The sequence below is a fragment of the Novosphingobium sediminicola genome (assembly GCF_014196525.1).
Lineage (GTDB): Bacteria > Pseudomonadota > Alphaproteobacteria > Sphingomonadales > Sphingomonadaceae > Novosphingobium > Novosphingobium sediminicola.
Genome location: NZ_JACIDX010000027.1, coordinates 1 through 19,156 on the forward strand (window position 1 = coordinate 1; position 19,156 = coordinate 19,156).

A 19,156-nucleotide genomic window follows, 5' to 3' on the forward strand; every position below is an offset into this window, starting at 1 on the left:
GCCTGCATTTCCGAACGCCGCGCCATCGAGATCATCGCCGACGGCAAACCCACCACGCCCTTCATGCATTTTGGCGACACCATCCGCATGGAGGCCATCACCTCCACAGGCGCAAAACCCTTCGGCGCCATCGATCAGGGGGTTGTGCAGGCCTAAGCGATAATCAGCCGCACCCCCGCGCCGCGCACCATATCGGCCTGCGCGGGGGTGATGCCGGCATCGGTAATCAGCACATCCACCTCATCCAGCCCGCAGACGATCACGCCCGAGGATGAGGCGAATTTGCTGGAATCGACCAGCAGGATCACCTGTTCAGCCCGGTCCACCAACCTGCGCTCGGCGGCGACAAGGATGATGTCATGCTGCATCACGCCTTGTTGGCCCACGGCGGCGGCCCCCATGAACAATTTGGGCGCATGGAAGCGCGGCATTGAATCCTCGCCCGCAGGCGCAAGGATGATGTTCTGTTCGCGAAACACGCTGCCCGAGGGGACGAGAATACGCGTGCCTTTCTGCGGCAGCAGGCCGTTGACGATATGGAGCGAATTGGTCAGCACCTGAAGGTCGAGCCCGTCGAGATGCGGACACATCTGGACCGTGGTGCTGCCCCCGTCGATCATGATGCCCTCGCCCGGTTCGCACAGGGCGGCGGCGGCCCGGCCAATCGCCTGCTTGGCGGCAAGGTTGATCGTGATCGACTGATCAAACGGCGTGCCCAGCAAGGCCGCGCCCGAAGGCTCGGCCTCGTCAGCCTCACTCAGCTTGGCCCCGCCATGGACGCGCTGCAACAGGCCCTCGGCCTCCATCCGCGTCAGATCGCGGCGGATCGTGGCGGGCGAGGCGTCGAGGCGGCTTTCCAGATCGCGATAAGACACGAAGCCGGATGGGGCCAGCGCTTCGAGAATCAGCCTTTCGCGTTCGGTTGCATGCATGAATTGTGTCGCCCCATCCCCATAGACTCTCGCCCGAACCGACAGTCTATGCCGTCAAATTCGCGCAAAAGCCATCATACTATCAACCGGCGGCCAACATATTGCCGCCGCCGATCACCACGGTCGCCCCGATCAACAGGCCGATCCCGCCCCACACCAGCGAGCGCGTGCGACGCGATGTGCCCAGCCATTCCTTGAGCGCAAAGCCCCAGAGCGTGGAAAACAGGATGATGCTGGCCATATGCAGCGTCCAACTGGAAAAGCCATACTTACCCATCTGGCTCTCGCCCATGGTGTAGAAGAAGAACTGGCCATACCACAGCGTGCCGCCCAGCGCCGCCAGCAGCCAGTTGCGCAGCAAAGGCGCGCGCGGCTGGGCCACATCATTGGACGCGCCGAAGAATTGCCCAAGGCTGCGGTTCTTCACGATCAGCCAGGCGCACCACAAAGCATTGGTGGTCAGCCCGCCCAGCAGCACGACGCACAGCACCGGCAAGCCTTGCGAGAGCGGATCGGTGCCGGCCGCCAGCGTCAGGTCGCGGATTGGCTGCCCGGCGTCCAGCCCCCATGCGAAACAGCCCGACATCACGCCCGAGAAGGTCGCGATCGCCAGACCCTTTTTCAGGTCGAATTCGGCCACCGCCTCGCCGCTGGCCACTTCGCGCGATTTGGCCGCGCCGCCGCGCGCCACTATGACAATGCCCACCAGCGTGATGACAATGCCCAAGAGCGTCAATTGCCCGCTGGTCTTGGCTGCGATTTCGCCCATCGTGCCGTGAAAGATCGGCGGCCCCAAAGTGCCGATCACCGTGGTCAGGCCCAGCGCCACCGCCATGCCCAGCGACAGGCCCAGATAGCGCATGGTCAGGCCAAAGGTCAGCCCGCCAAAGCCCCACATCACGCCCCAGAACCAGCACCACGCCAGCGTCTCACGCGGGGCAGCGGCCAGCACGCCCAGCAGGTCATTGGTGCGCAGCGAGGCGAACAGCCATGGCGCGATCAGCCAACTGAACAGCCCGCCCGCCAGCCAGAACACTTCCCAGTTCCACGAACGGATGCGCCGATAGGGCACATAGAAACTGGCCGAGGAAAAACCCCCGATCCAGTGAAACACCACGCCCAGCGCCGGATTAGGCACCATGAAACTCTCCCTCTTATATCGTTATGCGAGGATTTCTCGCGTGATCTGGTCAATGCTGGTGCAGCCCGTCAGCGCCATGGCGACGCGCATTTCGGCGGTGATGATGTCGAGCATTTTCGACACGCCCGCCTCACCCTTTGCCGCCAAGGCATAGGACCACGCCCGGCCCAGCAGCACTCCCCGCGCGCCCAGCGCCAGCATCCGCACCACGTCCAGCCCCGAACGCACCCCGCCATCGGCCAGCACGGTCAGATCATCGCCCACCGCATCGGCAATCGGCGGCAGCGCGCGCGCGCTGGACAGCACGCCATCCAATTGCCGCCCGCCATGGTTGGACACGACGATGCCGTCGGCGCCCAGCTTGGACGCTTCCCTGGCGTCTTCGGGGTCAAGGATGCCCTTGATGATCAAAGGCCCCTTCCATTCGCTGCGGATGAAATCGAGGTCGCGCCAGTTGATGCTGGGGTCGAAATTGTTGCGCATCCAGGCGAAGAAATCCTCGATGCCGGTATTGCCTTTCAGCACCGGGGCGACATTGCCCAGATGATGCGGGCGGCCCATGACGCCCACGTCCCATGCCCATTCGGGCCGCACCATGGCCTGACCCACGCGCCATGCCGCGCCCTTCATGCCGCCGCTGCCCGCCAAACCGGTGTGGTAATCGCGGTAGCGGCTGCCGGGCACGGGCATGTCCACGGTGAAGACCAGCGCGCTGCATTGCGCCTCGACGGCCTGGGCCAGCAGGTCCTTCATGAACGCGCGGTCGCGGATCATGTAGAGCTGGAACCAGAACGGCTTGGTCGCCGCCGCCGACACTTCGGGCAGCGCGCAGGCCGAGACGGTGGAAAGCGTGAAGGGAATGTCCGCCTTATTCGCCGCGCGCACTGCTTGGGCCTCGCCCCGCCGTGCATTGAGGCCCGCAAGGCCCACCGGGGCCAGCGCCACCGGCAAAGCCTGCTTCACCCCGAACAGCGTGGTCGACATGTCGATCTTCGACACATCGCGCAAAACCCGCTGACGCAGCGCCAGATGGGCCAGATCCTCGGCATTCTTGCGCAAGGTCACTTCGCCATAGCTTCCCCCGTCCATATATTCGAACAGGAAGCGCGGCAGGCGGCGGCGGGCGGCCTCGCGGAAATCAGCGACAGAAGCGATAATCATGCGTTGCTTTCCTTGGGCATCTCCAGCCGGGCCAGCCAGCGGTTGCGATAGGTGTCGAGATCGGCGTCCAGCGGCTCGATCCTGCGCAACTCCCCTTCGGGCATCAGCGCGGGATCGATCAGGCGGATCGCGCCGAAACTGACATCATTATGCGCGCTGCCAACAAAAACCTGCGTCTTGGGGCGCAGCGCGGCCAGCGCGCGGACAAAGACCTCTGCCTCGGCAAAGCGGCCCTCGACCAGCAGGCGCTCGTCCGATCCGATCAGATCGAGCGCCTGATCCGCCACCAGCGCGGCATAGAGGCAGGCACCGGCGCGGCGCTCGTACCAATCCTCGGGCTGGTTGACCCAGCCGCCTTGCCCATCGGGATAAGGCCCGCATCCCGGCGCCAGCGTCGGCATATGCATCGCGCCCGATGCCAGCACAGCGGGCACAGCGGCCAGCAGCAAAGGCTGATCGGGCTTGATGTCCACCCGACGGGTGTCGATCTCGATCAGCGCCTCGATCTCGCGCCCGCCCATGAAGCGCGCCGAGGGAACCGGGCGCCCATAGGCATCGACATTGACGAGGCAATCACGCGCCTCGGGCAGATCGGCCGTGGCGATGGGCGTGGCGGGCAGACGCATGGCGATGAACCATGTGCCGGTGGACAGGACGGTCGCCTCGTTGCGGGCGATTTCCGTGAAACCACGCGCCGCCATCAGCGCTGCATTGGAATCATGCAGACCCGCCAAGACGCGCACCGTCTCAGGCAATCCCGTGGCCGCGGCCAGCGCCGGGCTGATCGTGCCCAGCACATCGCCGGCCTTCACAACGGGCGCAAAACGCTGATCCCAGCCCTGCCCCTTGGCCAGATCGGACCAGTCGCCCGCATCCGGATTCCACAGGTCGGAATGACAACCCAGCGAAGTGACCTCACTGGCGGCAACGCCCGAAAGCCACCATGCCCAATATTGTGCCCAAGGCACCAGCGTGGCGCGCGCCATCGCATCGGGATACAACTCGCCAGCCCACCAGACATGGGCGCCGAAATTCAGCCCCTGCGGCAGGGCGGGCGATCCGGTTTGCGCGAAAGGCGAGCGGGCCGCGCGATAGGCCTCCATCGTGGACTGCGGCGGGGCGGCCTCGTAATCAATGGGGGCAAAGGCGAGCGCGCCATCGAGGATCGCCGCAAAGCCCGCACCATGCCCGACCGGCACGATATATTCCACGCCGCTGTCTGCATGGCCGCGCAGGACACCGGTGGCCCAATCGGCAATGCCCGCCGCATCAAGGCGCGCAATGCCGCCTTCCTCGCATTTGGCATTGGGGCGCACCTGCCGGTCCAGCAATTGCCCCTCGCGCGACCACAGGGTGATCTTCGACATCGTCTTGCCGATGTCGATCACGACAGCCCAACCTTTAGGTGCCCAACCCTGTTGCTCAGAAACCTGTGTCAGAACGCTCTCCCTGTCGCGCCCGATAGCGCCTTATTCCGGTTCGCGCCGCAAGCGCGAAATCATGCTGCATGTGCGAAATTGATCGTTTGATTGATCGTTTATGATTGTTGAATATCGAATCTGATTGCCAAAGGGAAGCAGATTCGTTAGGAGGCCGATCAAACAGACCCCATGGGAGCAAATTTCCGTGACAAACTCAGCGATTCCCGCCCCTGCCATTCCTTTCGCCGTCCCCACCAGCCGCTGGGACGACGCCCACGCTGCAACCCTCAGCCCCGAAGAACTGCTGCTCTATCGTTCCAACCTGCTGGGCAGCGATCTGACCGTCACCAATTTCGGCGGCGGCAACACTTCGGCCAAGCTGACGGGCACCGATCCTCTCACCGGTGAAACTGTCGACGTGCTGTGGGTCAAGGGTTCGGGCGGCGACATCGGCTCGATGAAGCTCGATGGCTTTTCCACGCTCTATCAGGAAAAGCTGCTGGGCCTGGAAGCGCATTACAATGGCCCGGAAGATGACGACAAGATGGTCGGCTATCTGCCCCATTGCACGTTCAACCTGAACGGTCGCGCCGCCTCGATCGACACGCCGCTGCACTCGCTGCTGCCTTTTGCCCATGTCGATCACGTTCACCCCGATGCGATCATCGCGCTGGCAGCCTCCTCGGGCGGCGAAGCAGCGACCAAGGAAATCTGGGGCGGCAAGATCGGTTGGCTGCCCTGGAAGCGTCCCGGCTATACGCTGGGCACGATGCTGCGCGATTTCCAGCGCGCCAACCCCGGCGTGCAGGGCGTGATGATGGCCAGCCACGGCATCATCTGCTGGGCCGACAGCGCCAAGGAATGCTATGAGCACACCGTCAGCCTGATTGCGGATGCGGCCAAGTATTTGAACGCCAAGATGGAAGGCAAGGCCGCTTTCGGTGGTCAGGTCGTCGCCCCCAACCCTGATCGCGCCGCGATCGCCGCCGATCTGATGCCGCGTCTGCGTGGTTTCATGACGGGCAGCCGCCGCAAGCTGGGCCATTATTCGGACGATGCCGAAGCGCTGGAATTCGTGGGTTCGGCCAAGTTTGAAGAGCTGGCCGCGCTGGGTACTTCCTGCCCCGACCACTTTCTGCGCACCAAGATCGCGCCGCTGACGCTCGATCCCGCCCGTCTGCAGGACGACGCCTATCTGGCCGAAAAGATCAGCGCCTACCGCGATTTTTACGCCGCCTATTACGAGCGCTGCAAGCGCTCCAACAGCCCCGCCATGCGCGACCCCAACCCGGTCGTCGTGCTGGTGCCCGGCGTTGGCCGCATCACCTTCGCCACCGACAAGACCACCGCGCGTCTGGCCGGTGAATTCTACGGCAATGCCATCAACGTGATGCGCGGCGCCGAGGCGATTGGCGACTACATTGCTCTTGACGAGCAGGAAGCCTTCGACATCGAATACTGGCTGCTCGAAGAAGCCAAGCTGCAGCGCATGCCCGCCCCCAAGCCGCAGGTCGGCCGCGTGGCCTTCGTCACCGGCGGCGCCGGCGGCATCGGTGCGGCGACCGCTGCGCGCTTCCTCAAGGAAGGCGCCTGCGTGGTGCTGGCCGACCGTGACGCCAATGCGGTTGAGGAAGTCCGCGCCGGTTTCGCCAAGCAGTTCGGCAAGGACGTTGTCCGCGCCGTCACCTGCGACGTGACCGACGAAGCACAGGTGAAGGCCGGTTTCGACACCGCCGCGCGCGAATTTGGCGGTCTGGACGTGGTGGTCGCCAATGCGGGCATCGCTTCCTCGGCGCCCATCGAGCAGACCACGGTGGAACTGTGGGATCGCAACTTCGACGTGCTGGCGCAGGGTTATTTCCTCACCGCCAAGCATGCCTGGGGCCTGCTCAAGCGCATGAAGGATCTGGGCGGCACCAGCCTCGTGTTCATCGGTTCGAAGAATGCCGTGGCCGCCGCTGCTGGCGCCAGCGCCTATGCCAGCGCCAAGGCCGCCGCGAACCATCTGGGCCGCTGCCTCGCGCTGGAAGGCGCGCCCGAAGGCATCCGCGTCAACATCGTCAACCCCGACGCCGTCATCAAGGGCAGCAAGATCTGGGACGGCGACTGGCGCAAGGAGCGCGCCGCCTCGAACAAGATTGATGCTGGCGAAGAGCTGGAAGCGCATTACCGCAACCGCTCGATGCTCAAGCGCGACGTGCTGCCCGATGACATCGCCGAAGCGGCCTATTTCCTTGGCTCGGAAGCCTCGGCAAAGTCGACCGGCAACATGATCAACGTGGACGCAGGCAACGTGCAGGCCTTCACGCGCTGATGCGGATAATGCGGGGGCCGGGCCGACCGGCTCCCGTTTCCGGGGAGAGAAAGATGCAAAAGACACAAAAGTGCGCATCTGCTTTGACGTTTCTGGGCCTTGCCCTTTGCGCCCCTGCGGCCATGGCGCAAATGCCCGCGATGGTGCCTGCCGCAGCGCCCGCGGACGCCCATGCCATTCCGCTTTACGGGCGCGACAATCCCGGCGCGCTTTCCTCCGAAGTGTGGAGCAAGGCGGGCGGCGTGGATTACACCGTCCGCAATGTCACCTTCCCCACGCTGACCCCGGTTCTGCCCGCCAAGGGCAAGGGTAATGGCGCGGCCGTGGTGGTGGCGCCGGGCGGAGCCTTCATGCTGCTGGCGATGGATCATGAAGGCTGGAAGGTCGCCCGCGCTCTGGCGGCTAAGGGCATCACCGCCTTTATGCTGAAATACCGTCTGACACCCACGCCCAAGGATGAGAAGGAAGCCGCCCCCTTCATGGGCGCGATGCTGGGCCGCGAACTGGCGCATCCGATGAATGGCGAACTGCTGGGCAAGAGCGACGCGCCCAAGGATGGCGCGGCTGCGATTGCCTATGTGCGCCAACATGCCGCGCAATATGGCATCGACCCCAGGCGCATCGGCATGATCGGCTTTTCCGCAGGCGCAATGACCGCGCGGCGCGTGGCGATTGATGCGCCCGCCGCCGCCCGGCCCGATTTCCTGGGCTATATCTATGGCCCGCAGGACGCCGAAACCGTGCCCGCCGATGCGCCGCCCATGTTCAATGCCATTGCACTCGACGATGGATTGTTTCCGTCGAAGGGTTTCCCCATCGCCTCGGCATGGATGGAGGCCAAGCGCCCCGTTGAAATCCACGCCTATCAAAAGGGCAATCATGGCTTTGGCCTTGGCATGCCCGGCACCACGACCACTCTGGTTCTCGATCAATTTACCGCATGGCTCGATATGAACGGCTTTTTGAAGCCGAGCCACTCTGCGCGAAAGGACAGCCAATGACTCTTCCCATTTCCGCCGATCTGATCGCGGAGCACAATGCCAAGGGGCTTGAGGCCCTGCATGAGGATTACGAAGCGCTGGGCCGCAAGCTGGCCCGCACCGGCATTGACATTGACGCGATCAAGAAGCGCGTCGCCGGTTTCTCGGTGGCCGTTCCTTCGTGGGGCGCGGGGCGCGGCGGCACGCGTTTCGCCAAGTTCCCGATTGCGGGCGAACCCACCAACATCCATGAAAAGCTGGAAGACTGCTCGGTCATCAACCAGCTTTCCACCGTGACGCCGCGCGTCTCGCCGCATTTCCCGTGGGACAAGGTTTCCGATTTCAAGGCCCTGCGCGAGGAAGCCTCGGAGCTGGGTCTGGGCTGGGACGCGGTCAATTCGAACACGTTTCAGGATCAGGTGGGTCAGGCCCACACCTATGCCAATGGTTCGCTCTCGTCGCAGGACGCAGGCGCGCGCCAGCAGGCCGTGGACCACAACATCGAATGCATCGAAATCGGCCAGCAACTGGGCAGCACCGACCTGACAGTCTGGGTTGGCGACGGCACCAATTTTCCGGGCCAGCAGGATTTCGCTCGCAGCCTCGACCGTTATCTCGACGCCGCATCGCAGATCTATGCCGCGCTGCCCGGTGACTGGCGGATGCTGCTCGAACACAAGATGTTTGAACCGGCCTTCTACTCGACCGTCATTTCCGACTGGGGCAGCTCGATCCTTGCCGCCCAAACGATTGGCGAGCGCTGCAAGTGCCTTGTCGACCTTGGCCACCATGCGCCCAACGTCAACATCGAACAGATCGTGGCCCGCCTCCACCGCTTCGGCAAGCTGGGCGGTTTCCACTTCAACGACAGCAAGTATGGCGACGACGATCTGGACAGCGGCTCGATCAACCCGCACCAGCTCTTCCTCGTGTTCAACGAACTGGCCGAGGCCGAAGCCAATCCGCGCGATGGTTTCAACCCGTCCTATATGATCGACCAGTCGCACAATGTGACCGATCCGATTGAATCCATGCTCTCGTCGGCCGAAGCCATCGCCGCCTGCTTTGCCAAGGCGTCGCTGGTGGACCGCGCCGCGCTGCATGGCGCGCAGGAGGCCAATGACACGATGATGGCGTTCCAGGCCCTGCGCCGCGCCTATAATGTCGATGTGGCCCCGATCCTGGCCATGGCCCGCGTGGAAGCGGGCGGCGCGATTGACGTTCTGGCCGCCTATCGCGCCAGCGGCTATCGCGCGCGCAAGGCGCAGGAACGCAAAGCGGTCGGCCTTGGCGCCGGCATCGTATGATGCGATCCTTGCGATCATAATCTGATGGCAACGCCCGCGGACTGTCTCCTATAGAGAGATGGCTGCGGGCGTTTTGCCTTGAACTACAAAACCTTGCCTCATTATCACACCACTCCTCGGGGGAGATGTAAAATCATGGCCACCAAGCCTTCTGTCCGCGCGCTGCGCCTTGCGCTGATTGCTGCCTGCGCGCCGATGGCGCTGCCTGTTTACGCGCAAACCGCGCCTGATCTTGAAACCCAGTTCCGCGATCCGCCCTCGGAAGCGCGCCCCCGCGTGTGGTGGCATTGGATGAACGGCAACATCACCAAGGACGGCATCGCCAAGGACATCGCTTGGATGAAGGCGGTCGGCATCGGCGGCCTCCAGAATTTCGACGTCAATCTCAACACGCCGCAGGTGGTGGACAAGCGCCTCGTCTATATGACGCCCGAGTGGAAGGATGCCTTCCGCTTTGCCGCGCAAGAGGCCGAGCGCAACGGGCTGGAACTGGCCATCGCCGCCTCGCCGGGGTGGAGCGAGACGGGCGGCCCCTGGGTCAAGCCTGAGGATGGGCTGAAGAAACTGGTGTGGAGCGAAACAACCGTCGCGCCGGGCAAGCTGTTCAAGGGCAAGATCGCCGCCCCGCCTTCGGTCACCGGCCCCTATCAGGGCATGGCCAAGGGTCTGGGCTTTGACGATATCGCCAGCGGTCACAAGCCCGAAGCCGCGCCCGCCTATTATGGCGATGTGGCCGTGGTGGCCATGCCGGTGGCCATCGCCGCCGCCCCCGCGCCCAAGGCCAGCGTCGACGGCAAGCCGGTCGATGCCGCCGCCCTCTACGACAGCAACCCCAATGTCGGGGTCGCCGTGCCGCGCGGCAAGGCTGACGCGCCCGGCTCGGTCGTCTATGCCTATGACGCCCCCCAGACGATGCGCAGCGCCACGGTCTTTGTGCCCGGCGCCAAGATCATGTTCCGCGGCCCCACGGTCGATCCCGTGCTGGAGGCAAGCGACGATGGCCGGAGCTGGCGCGAAGTCACCCGCTTTACCGTGGCCGATGTGCCCACCACGATCAGCTTTACCCCTGTCACGGCCAAGTTCTTCCGCCTCGTGCTCAACCCGCTGACGTCTTCGTCCTCCAACATGGGCGCGCCTGCCGAGGGCGTGGAAATCCCCGGTCTGTTCGCCACGCTGGGCGGCGAGGACAAGCCGTGGGCGCTGGGCCAGTTCAGCCTGTCGGGCGAGGCCAAGGTCAATCTGTCGGAAACCAAGTCGGGCTTTGCGCTGGCGCATGATTATTATGCGCTGACCAATCCGGCCGATGGCGCATCGGGCGCTCCGGCGGCGCAGGTGGTCAATCTGACCAGCCTGATGCAGGCCGACGGTTCGCTGGAATGGAAGGCCCCCGCCCTGCCCAAGGGTCAGCAATGGCGGATCATCCGTCTGGGCTCCTCCTTGCTTGGCACCACCAACCATCCCGCCCCGCCCGAGGCCACGGGCCTTGAAGTGGACAAGTTCGATGGCGATGCCGTGGGCCGCTATATGGACCACTACCTTGGCATGTACCGCGATGCGGCGGGCGCCGACATGATGGGCGCGCATGGCGTGCGCGCGATCCTGACCGATTCCATCGAGGTGGGCGCGGCCAACTGGACGCCCAAGATGCTGGCCCAGTTCAAGGCCCTGCGCGGTTATGACGCCACGCCCTGGCTGCCTGCGCTGACCGGCGCTCTGGTGGGCAGCCGCGAGGACAGCGACAAGTTCCTCTATGACTGGCGCCGCACGCTGGGCGATCTGATGGCCTCCGAGCATTATGGCACGGTGGCCGCCAAGGCGCATGGCGCGGGCCTGAAGGTTTACGGCGAAGCGCTCGAAGATCACCGTCCCAGCCTTGGCGACGATATGTCGATGCGCACCCATGCCGATATTCCGATGGCCGCGCTCTGGACCTTTACGCAAAAGGACGGGCCCAACCCCTCCTATCTGGCCGATATGAAGGGCGCGGCGAGCGTCGCGCATATCTATGGGCAAAATCTGGTGGCGGCCGAGAGCATGACCTCGGCGCTCAACTACTGGGCGGATTCGCCGCGCACGTTGAAGCACGTAATCGACACCGAATTTGTCTCCGGCGTCAACCGCCCGGTGGTCCACACCAGCGTCCACCAGCCGGTCGATGACAAGGTGCCCGGCCTCTCGCTGATGATCTTTGGCCAGTTCTTCAACCGGCACGAGGCATGGGCGCCGCTGGCCAAGACTTGGGTCGATTACCTGTCGCGCAACTCGCTGATGCTGCAAAACGGGCGCGATGTGGCCGATGTCGGCTATTTCTATGGCGAGGAAGCGCCGCTGACGGGCCTGTATGGCGACAAGCGCGTGGGTGATGCGCCCAGCACCCATGCCTATGACTTCGTCAATTTCGACGCTCTGGTGGGCGCGCTGCGCAATGATGGGGCTGAGATCGTCTCCAAGGGCGGGGCGCGTTACCGGGCACTGTATCTTGGCGGATCGTCGCGCCGGATGACGCTGGCCGCGCTGCACCGGATCGCCGCTCTGGCCGAAGGGGGCGCGACCATCATCGGTCTGGCGCCCGAGGGCACGCCCAGCCTTTCGGACAAGGACACCGCCGATTACAAGGCGCTGGTGGCCAAGCTCTGGCCCGGATCGGGCGAGGCAACGGTGGGCAAGGGCCGCGTGATCGCCAGCGGCGATGTCGAGGCCGCGCTGGCCAAGGCGGGTGTGGGTTCCGATTTCCGCATGGTCGGCGGGGCGGCGGATGCCGAGGTGCCCTTCCTCCACCGGCGCTGGGATGCCGGCGACAGCTACTTCCTCGTAAACCGCAAGGAACGCGGCGAAAGTTTCGAGGCCCATTTCCGCGTCACCGGCAAGGCGCCCGAATTGTGGCACGCCGAAACCGGCACGTTCGAGCCGGTCAGCTATCGCATCGTCAATGGCGAGACGGTGATCGCCATGTCGTTGGCGGGCGAGGAATCGGTGCATGTCGTGTTCCGCAAGCCCGCGCCTGCCGATGGCATGATGATCAAGAAGCTGGTGCCTGCGCCGCTGCTCACGCTGGAAGGCGCGTGGAATGTCGCGTTCCAAACGGGTCGCGGGGCGCCTGCCAATGCGGTGCTGCCCACGCTCAAGCCTCTGAATGAAAACGCCGATGCCGGGATCGCCCATTTCTCGGGCGTGGCCACCTATGCCAAAGATTTTGCCGCGCCCAAGGGGTGGAAGGCGGGGCAGCCGCTCTGGCTCAACCTGGGCGATCTGCGCGAGGTGGCGCAGGTCAGCGTCAATGGCAAGGATGTCGGCATGGTCTGGCATGCGCCCTATCGGGTGGACTTGTCGGGCGCGGTGAAGGCTGGCAAGAACCACATCGAGGTCCGCGTGGCGAACCTGTGGATCAACCGCCTGATCGGCGACAAGCAGCCGGGAGCAAAGCCTGTGACCTTTACCACCATGCCGACCTATCGCGCCGATGCGCCGCTGCGTGCTTCGGGCCTGATCGGGCCTGTGGTGGTAGAAGGCCAAGCGAAGTGAACCCGGCGGCCTATATCCGCCGCGAAACCGGGGTGAGCGTGGTGATCAACACCATGCTCACGCTGGGCTTCTTCCTCGTGGCCTTTGGGCGCAGCGGGGCGCCGGTGCCGGTCTGGGGCCTTGGCGCCTATGTGTTCGATTTTGTGCCGCAAGGCTTCATGATCGGGCTGATGGCCTCGCTGGTGCCGGGGGCCTTGGCGGGCAAGGCGCTGCGCAGCGGGCGGGTGGCGGCGGTCAATGCACGCTCGCCTTTGCCTTCGGCGCTGCTGGTCCGCTCGCTGCTGATGGCGGTGTGCGGCGCGGCGGCCGGGGTGGCGATTTCGGGCGGCTTGCTCTTCGCGCTGGGTCTGGGGCAATTGCCTTGGGGCGGCGCGCTGGCGGCCAAGCTGGTCTGGGCGGTGGTTCTGGCCGCTCTGGTCACGCCTGCGGGCCTGCGCGCGGCATTGGCGCGGGGCTGATCCTGCGCTAGGATTGCCGCCATGATTGACCCGCGCGCCCTTCGCACCTTTCACGAAGTATGCCGCGCGGGCTCGATCACGGGCGCGGCGCGCGCGCTCAACATTTCCCAACCCTCGGTGTCCAGCGCGATTGCCTTGCTGGAGGCGCGGCTGGGCGCCGTGCTGTTTGAACGCACCCGCGCGGGGATCGTGCTGACGCCTGCGGGCCATGCGTTGCAGGCGCGCGCGCAAATGCTCGAACACCTGCTGCGCGATGCCCAGGCGGAGGTGACCGCCGCCGCCGAGGGCCTGTCCGGCCCCCTGCGCATCGGCGGCACGCCGGGCGCCTTGGTCAGCCTGCTGCCTCTGGCCATGGCGCGTTTCGAGGACAGTCTTTCGCAAATCACGCTGAGCGTGCTGGAGCGCGCCGACCGCGAATTGACCGCGATGCTGCGCGAGGGCGATATCGAACTGGCCTTTGTCACCACCGCGATGGAGGAGCCGGACGAGGATATTGCCGAACGCACGCTGGCGCGCGATCCCTTTGCGCTGATCGTCGGGCCGGATGGCGGCGATTGGCCCAGCCCCTTTTCCCTGAAACAGGCCGACCGGCTGCGCTGGGTTTTGCCTGAGGCGCAGGGGGCGTTTCGGCGTCAGGTCGATGCGCTGTTTGCCGCCGCCGGGGTGCCGGTGCCGCGCGATGCGATCCGCTGCGATTCCCTGCTGACCACCAAGGCGCTGGTGCGCGATTGCCGCCGCGTAACGATCCTGCCCATGCGGGTTGCGGCCAGCGAGCTGTCGATGGGCGTGCTGCGCGCGCTGCCGATTGCCGAGGCGGCGTTTGAACGCAGCGTGGGCGTGCGATGGCTGAAGCAGCGCGGCATGTCGCCTTTGGCGGGCGCTTTGATCCGGCAGCTTGAGGGCGAAACCATAGTCTGAAACTATGGCAATGCCAAAATTGCATATTTTACCTGATGCAACAGCTTTGGCAAAAGAGGCTCCAAGCACACAATCGTGATAGGGAGAGTCGGGCGTGACCACGCTCTTTACCAACATCCGCATTTTCGACGGCAGCCCCAACGCATCGCGCGAAGGACAGGTTCTGGTCGATGGCGAGCGGATCGCCAAGGTCGCCTATGCGCCTGAAACCATTGACGCCCCCGAAGCCACGATCATCGACGGCCACGGCGGCACGCTGATGCCCGGCATGGTCGAGGCCCACGCGCATCTGACCTGGGCTTCCAGCGTCGAAAAGATCTATCACGCCTTCATCCTGCCGCCCGAAGAACTCGAAGTGGCCGCCACCCGCAATGCGCGCGTACTGCTCGACCATGGCTTTACCAGCGCTTATTCCGCAGGCGCGCTGGGCGATGGCATCGAGGTGCGCCTTGCAGCGAAAATCAACGCCGGTGAAACGCCGGGGCCGCGCCTCATCCCCTCCACGCTGGAACGCAGCCCCGAGGGCGCCGAAGGCGTGGACACGGGCGACGTGTTCAACGGCCGCGGGCCCGAAGCCATGCGCGCCTTCATGAAATATTGCGCGGATCAGGGCATCGGCTCGGTCAAGCTGGTGATTTCGGGCGAGGACGCTCTGAAGCCCGGCAGCCATTCCGACCTGCTCTATACGACCGACGAAATGGACGCCGCGCGCGAGGCAGCCAAGGAATATGGCCTCTGGATCGCCACCCATGCCTATACGGACGAGGCGGTGGATCTGGCTCTGCGCGCGGGCGCCCGCATCATCTATCACGCCAGCTACATCGGCGAACGCACTGCTGAAAAGCTGGCCGCGCATAAGGACGAGGTGTTCTACGGCCCCGGCTGCGGCGTTTCGGTGGCAGCCCTCGAAGCCAGCCCCCCGCCCCATATCGACATGAGCAACATGAAGAGCAGCGCTGCCGAGCGGATGGCGCTGGAAGGCAAGCTGGTGCCTGCGTTGAAGGCGATGGGCGTGCGCACGCTGATCGGCGGGGACTATGGTTTCCCCTTCAACCCCAATGGCCGCAACGCGCGCGACCTCCAGCATTTCGTCGACTATTTCGGCTATTCGCCGGTCGAGGCGCTGGCTGCCGCCACCTCGCTGGGCGGGGAACTGATGGGGATCGACGTGGGCCGGGTTCAGGAAGGCTATCTGGCCGACCTGCTGCTGGTTGATGGCGACCCCACGCAGGACGTGGCGATCCTTCAGGGCAAGGACAATCTCAAAGCAATCATGAAGGGCGGCGCCTTTCACAAGGCCCCTCTGGAAACAGTAACGGCGTAAAAACCATGTTCGATGTTGCGATTATTGGCTGCGGGCCTGTCGGCGCGCTGGCTGCGAACCTGCTCGGCCGCGAGGGGCTCAATGTGGTGGTTCTGGAAAAGGAACTCACCCATTATCCCCTGCCGCGCGCGGTGCATCTCGACCACGAGATGATGCGCCTTTTCCAATCGGCGGGCGTGCTTGAACGCGTGCTGCCCGATATGGTGGATACCGACGGGCATCTCCATGTCGGCGCATCGGCGCAGGCGATCCGTTATATGGGCACGGTGGGGATGCCGCGCCCCTTCGGCTGGTCGAATGACTGGTTCTTCTATCAGCCCGAACTGGAAGAGCATCTGCGCGCCGGTTTTGCCGACATGGCCAATGTGGATTTCCGCATTGGCGCGGAATTCACCGCGCTCGATCAATCCGACGGCCCGGTGCGCATCACCTATACGCAGGATGGCGCGCAGCATCAGGTCGCGGCCCGCTGGGCGATTGCCTGCGACGGTTCGCGCAGCCCGGTGCGCAAGGCGCTGGGGATCAAGCTCGACGATCTGGACTTCGAGGAACCCTGGCTGGTGGTCGATGCCGAGGTCGATGGGCCGGTGCGTTTCCCCGATATTGCGGGCGTGCCGGAACAGGGCGATCTGCAACGCCTCTCGGTGATGATGTGCGATCCCAAGCGGCCCGCCACCATCGTGCCGGGGCGCGGCAACCATCGCCGCTGGGAACTGATGCTGTTGCCCGATGAGGACGATGCAGCGATGATGGCGCCGGACAAGGTGGCCGAATTGCTGGCCCCCTATATTGGCGATGTGCCGCACAAGATCGTGCGCTCGGCCACCTATCGCTTTCACGGCCTTGTCGCGGAAAGCTGGCAGGAGGGGAATGTGTTTCTGGCGGGCGATGCCGCGCACCAGACCCCGCCCTTCTTTGGTCAGGGCATGTGCCATGGCTGCCGCGATGTGGCCAATCTGGCGTGGAAAATGGCGGCGATCATCAAGGATCACGCCTCGCCCGAGATCCTGTGCACCTATCAGCCCGAGCGCGACCCGCATGTGCGCGGCGTGATCGGCGCGGCGGTGAATGTGGGCCGCTATATCTGCGAACTCGACCCCGCCAAGGCCGCCACGCGCGATGCCGAGATGATTGCGCGAGCCGAGGCGCAAAAGGGCAAGCAGGAAACCGCCCATGACCTGATCCCGGCAATTTCGACCGGCATCATCCATCGTGGCAGCGCAGGGGCGGGCGAACGCTTTATCCAGCCGGTGCTGACCGATGGACGCAAGCTCGATGATCTGACCGGCGGTGGCTGGCGCCTGTTCACTCTGGCCGATGCGACAGCTTTGCCCGATGGCGGCGCGGTGTCGGCATGGCTGGCGGCGCGGAGCGCAGAGGCGGTAATGATCCGCCCCGACCACTACGTATTTGGCACGGGCACCGCCGAAGAATTGCGCAAAGCCTATGCGGCGCAAATGGGCCTCTCGCTGGAGACTGCTGCATGATTACGCTGGCTCAGGCCCAAACCATCCTTTCTGCCGGGTTTGCCCACGCGCGCGCCCAATCGGCCAAGCCTCTGGCGATGGTCGTGCTGGACGCGGGCGGCCACCCGGTTGCCATGGGGCGCGAGGATGGGGCCACCTTCTTCCGCGCCGATATTGCCCGCGCCAAGGCCTATGGCGCGCTGGGCATGGGCGCAGACACCGCCGTTCTGGCCGAACGGGCCAAGGGCAATCCGACCTTCTTTGGCGGGGTCGTCACCACGGTGAATGGCGATCTGGTGTTTTCGCCGGGCGGCGTGCTGGTGCGCGCCAATGGCGTGGTCGTGGGCGCGGTGGGCGTGTCGGGCGACACGGGCGAGATGGACGCCGAATGCGCCAGCGCGGGCATTGCCGCGGCCGGTTTTTGAAAGGAACTCACGCGATGATGAAACTTCGCAGCATCGAACTGGCCCTGCCCAAGGCGGCCGAGGCCCATCGTTGGATGATCGACATCTGGGGTTGCGCCGACGGCGGGCGGATGGGCGATACGTTCTATCTGCGCGGGTCGGGCACCTTCCCCTATCTGATGGCCATTTCGGAGAGCGCCGATAATTTCGTGCGCTCGACCACTTTCGTCTGCTCGCCCGAACGTCTGGCGCAAGTTGCGCAGGCCGCCACCGCGCGCGGCCTCAACGCCGCGCCTTGCGTCAGCAGCGATCCGGGCGGCGGGCATGGCATCGTGGTCGAACTGGCCGAGGGTGAATTGCTGCGCTTTCTGGTGGACGCAACCGAAGTGGCGCCCATCGAGGGCCACTCCAAGGCAAGCCGCCGCGTGATGCCGGTCAAGCTCACCCATGTCGTGTTCAATTCCGCCGATGCCGAAGCCAGCGGCGACATCGTTGAGGAAGTCCTCGGCTTCCGCGTTTCCGACCGCACCAAGGGCATGGTCTTTGTCCGCTGCAACGAGGCGCATCACTCGACCGCCTTTGCCCGCGCCGGTTTCTCGTCGCTCAACCATGTCGCCTTTGAGATGGAAGACCTCGACGCGGTCATGCGCGGCATCGGCAATATGCGCGATCATGGCTTTGCCCCGGCGTGGGGTCCGGGCCGTCATGGGCCGGGCGACAATGTCTATGCCTATTACATCGCGCCCTTTGGCCCGGTGATCGAATATTCCACCCCGGTGGAAAAGGTCGCCCCCGATTACCGCACCGGCGAGCCCGACGACTGGACATGGCCCGAAAAGCGGATCGATCAGTGGGGCGTGTCGGACAAGGATTTTGCCGGTCTGCGCGTGGCCGAGGAAGCCTTCCGTTTCCGCCGCGAATGGCAGCCGGCACCCATCAATGAAGTTATTGGAGCGTAATCCCCCATGCGTTATGTGTCATTCACCCGCCCCAACGGCAAGGCCAGCTTTGGCCGCCTTGATGGGCAAACCGTGTTCGATTTGGGCGGCGCCTATGCCAGCCTGAAGGCCGCCATTGCCGCCGACGCCCTCGCCTCGCTTGCCGATGGCGAGGCTTTCGCGCTTGATGCCATCAAGCTGCTGCCCGTCATTCCCGATCCGGAAAAGATCCTCTGCGTTGGCCTCAACTATGCCAGCCACGTGGCCGAAACGGGCCGCGAGCAGAAAGAGCATCCGGCGATCTTCACCCGCTATGCCGACAGCCTGATCGCTGAAGGCGAGGCCATGGTGCGCCCGCCCGAGAGCGTTCGCTTCGACTATGAAGGCGAAGTGGCCATCGTCATCGGCAAGAAGGGCCGCCGCATCGCCCCCGAAAACGCCTGGGATCACATCGCGGGCTATGCGCCCTTCAACGATGGCTCGATCCGCGATTGGCAGCGCCACAATATCCAGTTCACCCCCGGCAAGACATGGCCCGGCACCGGCGGCTTTGGCCCTGCTCTCGTCACCCCCGACGAGATCGAGGATCTGGGCGTGCAGCGCGTGCAGACCCGCCTGAATGGCGAGTTGGTGCAGGATCAGCCGATCAGCGACATGATCTGGGATATCCCCACGATCATCGCCTATTGCTCGACCTTCACCGACCTCAACCCCGGCGATGTCATCGCCACCGGCACGCCGGGCGGGGTGGGCGATAAGCGCAAGCCCGCGCTCTATATGAAGGCGGGCGACGTGGTCGAAATCTCGGTCGGCGTCATCGGCACGCTCACCAACCCTGTCATCGACGAAATCTGAAACCAACGCATTCCG

Annotated in this window: 15 protein-coding genes; 11 read left to right on the forward strand and 4 right to left on the reverse strand. The window is 64.7% G+C overall.

Annotated elements, in window-relative coordinates:
* Positions 1-152: 152 nt before the first annotated feature.
* The 4 genes from GGR38_RS22390 to GGR38_RS22405 form a co-directional block, all read right to left on the reverse strand.
* The gene (locus GGR38_RS22390) at positions 153-932 is read right to left on the reverse strand and encodes a DeoR/GlpR family DNA-binding transcription regulator (RefSeq protein ID WP_183628982.1); all 780 of its coding nucleotides are present in this window, start codon (positions 930-932) and stop codon (positions 153-155) included.
* Between the two features lie 82 nt (positions 933-1,014).
* A complete protein-coding gene (gene rhaT, locus GGR38_RS22395) occupies positions 1,015-2,073 on the reverse strand; it encodes an L-rhamnose/proton symporter RhaT (RefSeq protein WP_183628984.1) in 1,059 nt (352 codons plus the stop codon).
* A 21-nt stretch (positions 2,074-2,094) separates the two neighbouring features.
* The gene (gene lldD / locus GGR38_RS22400) at positions 2,095-3,234 is read right to left on the reverse strand and encodes an FMN-dependent L-lactate dehydrogenase LldD (protein WP_183628992.1); all 1,140 of its coding nucleotides are present in this window, start codon (positions 3,232-3,234) and stop codon (positions 2,095-2,097) included.
* Positions 3,231-4,622, reverse strand: coding sequence for an FGGY-family carbohydrate kinase (locus GGR38_RS22405; protein WP_343059205.1), 1,392 nt, complete (start codon positions 4,620-4,622; stop codon positions 3,231-3,233). The genes lldD and GGR38_RS22405 overlap by 4 nt, the downstream gene beginning before the upstream one ends.
* 238 nt (positions 4,623-4,860) lie before the next feature.
* On the opposite strand from GGR38_RS22405, the gene GGR38_RS22410 reads away from it, so the two are divergent.
* The 11 genes from GGR38_RS22410 to GGR38_RS22460 all read left to right on the forward strand — a co-directional run bounded on the left by GGR38_RS22410 (position 4,861) and on the right by GGR38_RS22460 (position 19,141).
* Positions 4,861-6,969, forward strand: a complete 2,109-nt coding sequence (locus GGR38_RS22410) for a bifunctional rhamnulose-1-phosphate aldolase/short-chain dehydrogenase (RefSeq protein WP_343059207.1) — start codon at positions 4,861-4,863, stop codon at positions 6,967-6,969.
* 53 nt (positions 6,970-7,022) lie between these two features.
* Positions 7,023-7,970 carry an alpha/beta hydrolase gene (locus GGR38_RS22415; RefSeq protein ID WP_183628994.1) on the forward strand — a complete coding sequence of 316 codons (948 nt, stop codon included), beginning with the start codon at positions 7,023-7,025 and terminating at the stop codon, positions 7,968-7,970.
* Complete coding sequence (gene rhaI / locus GGR38_RS22420; RefSeq protein WP_183628996.1) at positions 7,967-9,256, forward strand: L-rhamnose catabolism isomerase; 1,290 nt, start codon at positions 7,967-7,969, stop codon at positions 9,254-9,256. The genes GGR38_RS22415 and rhaI overlap by 4 nt, the downstream gene beginning before the upstream one ends.
* A gap of 135 nt (positions 9,257-9,391) precedes the next feature.
* Positions 9,392-12,778, forward strand: a complete 3,387-nt coding sequence (locus tag GGR38_RS22425) for a glycosyl hydrolase (RefSeq protein WP_183628998.1) — start codon at positions 9,392-9,394, stop codon at positions 12,776-12,778.
* Positions 12,775-13,236, forward strand: coding sequence for a hypothetical protein (locus tag GGR38_RS22430; RefSeq protein WP_183629000.1), 462 nt, complete (start codon positions 12,775-12,777; stop codon positions 13,234-13,236). The genes GGR38_RS22425 and GGR38_RS22430 overlap by 4 nt, the downstream gene beginning before the upstream one ends.
* Before the next feature lie 21 nt (positions 13,237-13,257).
* Complete coding sequence (locus GGR38_RS22435; RefSeq protein WP_183629002.1) at positions 13,258-14,154, forward strand: LysR family transcriptional regulator; 897 nt, start codon at positions 13,258-13,260, stop codon at positions 14,152-14,154.
* 94 nt (positions 14,155-14,248) lie between these two features.
* On the forward strand, positions 14,249-15,478 hold the full coding sequence (locus GGR38_RS22440) for an amidohydrolase family protein (RefSeq protein ID WP_183629011.1): 1,230 nt from the start codon (positions 14,249-14,251) through the stop codon (positions 15,476-15,478).
* Positions 15,479-15,483: 5 nt separating this feature from the next.
* A complete protein-coding gene (locus tag GGR38_RS22445; RefSeq protein ID WP_183629013.1) occupies positions 15,484-16,965 on the forward strand; it encodes a bifunctional 3-(3-hydroxy-phenyl)propionate/3-hydroxycinnamic acid hydroxylase in 1,482 nt (493 codons plus the stop codon).
* Entirely contained in the window at positions 16,962-17,369 is a 408-nt protein-coding gene (locus GGR38_RS22450; RefSeq protein ID WP_183629015.1) for a GlcG/HbpS family heme-binding protein, read from the forward strand. Before GGR38_RS22445 ends, GGR38_RS22450 begins: the two co-directional genes overlap by 4 nt.
* A 17-nt stretch (positions 17,370-17,386) precedes the next feature.
* A complete protein-coding gene (locus tag GGR38_RS22455) occupies positions 17,387-18,307 on the forward strand; it encodes a VOC family protein (protein WP_183629060.1) in 921 nt (306 codons plus the stop codon).
* 6 nt (positions 18,308-18,313) lie between these two features.
* The gene (locus GGR38_RS22460) at positions 18,314-19,141 is read left to right on the forward strand and encodes a fumarylacetoacetate hydrolase family protein (protein WP_183629017.1); all 828 of its coding nucleotides are present in this window, start codon (positions 18,314-18,316) and stop codon (positions 19,139-19,141) included.
* Positions 19,142-19,156: the final 15 nt, after the last annotated feature.

Coding starts and splice junctions, on each gene's coding strand:
- GGR38_RS22390 (WP_183628982.1), bottom strand. CDS start 932: ATGCATGCAACCGAACGCGAAAGGCTGATTCTCGAAGCGCTGGCCCCA.
- rhaT (WP_183628984.1), bottom strand. CDS start 2,073: ATGGTGCCTAATCCGGCGCTGGGCGTGGTGTTTCACTGGATCGGGGGT.
- lldD (WP_183628992.1), bottom strand. CDS start 3,234: ATGATTATCGCTTCTGTCGCTGATTTCCGCGAGGCCGCCCGCCGCCGC.
- GGR38_RS22415 (WP_183628994.1), top strand. CDS start 7,023: ATGCAAAAGACACAAAAGTGCGCATCTGCTTTGACGTTTCTGGGCCTT.
- rhaI (WP_183628996.1), top strand. CDS start 7,967: ATGACTCTTCCCATTTCCGCCGATCTGATCGCGGAGCACAATGCCAAG.
- GGR38_RS22425 (WP_183628998.1), top strand. CDS start 9,392: ATGGCCACCAAGCCTTCTGTCCGCGCGCTGCGCCTTGCGCTGATTGCT.
- GGR38_RS22435 (WP_183629002.1), top strand. CDS start 13,258: ATGATTGACCCGCGCGCCCTTCGCACCTTTCACGAAGTATGCCGCGCG.
- GGR38_RS22445 (WP_183629013.1), top strand. CDS start 15,484: ATGTTCGATGTTGCGATTATTGGCTGCGGGCCTGTCGGCGCGCTGGCT.
- GGR38_RS22450 (WP_183629015.1), top strand. CDS start 16,962: ATGATTACGCTGGCTCAGGCCCAAACCATCCTTTCTGCCGGGTTTGCC.
- GGR38_RS22455 (WP_183629060.1), top strand. CDS start 17,387: ATGAAACTTCGCAGCATCGAACTGGCCCTGCCCAAGGCGGCCGAGGCC.
- GGR38_RS22460 (WP_183629017.1), top strand. CDS start 18,314: ATGCGTTATGTGTCATTCACCCGCCCCAACGGCAAGGCCAGCTTTGGC.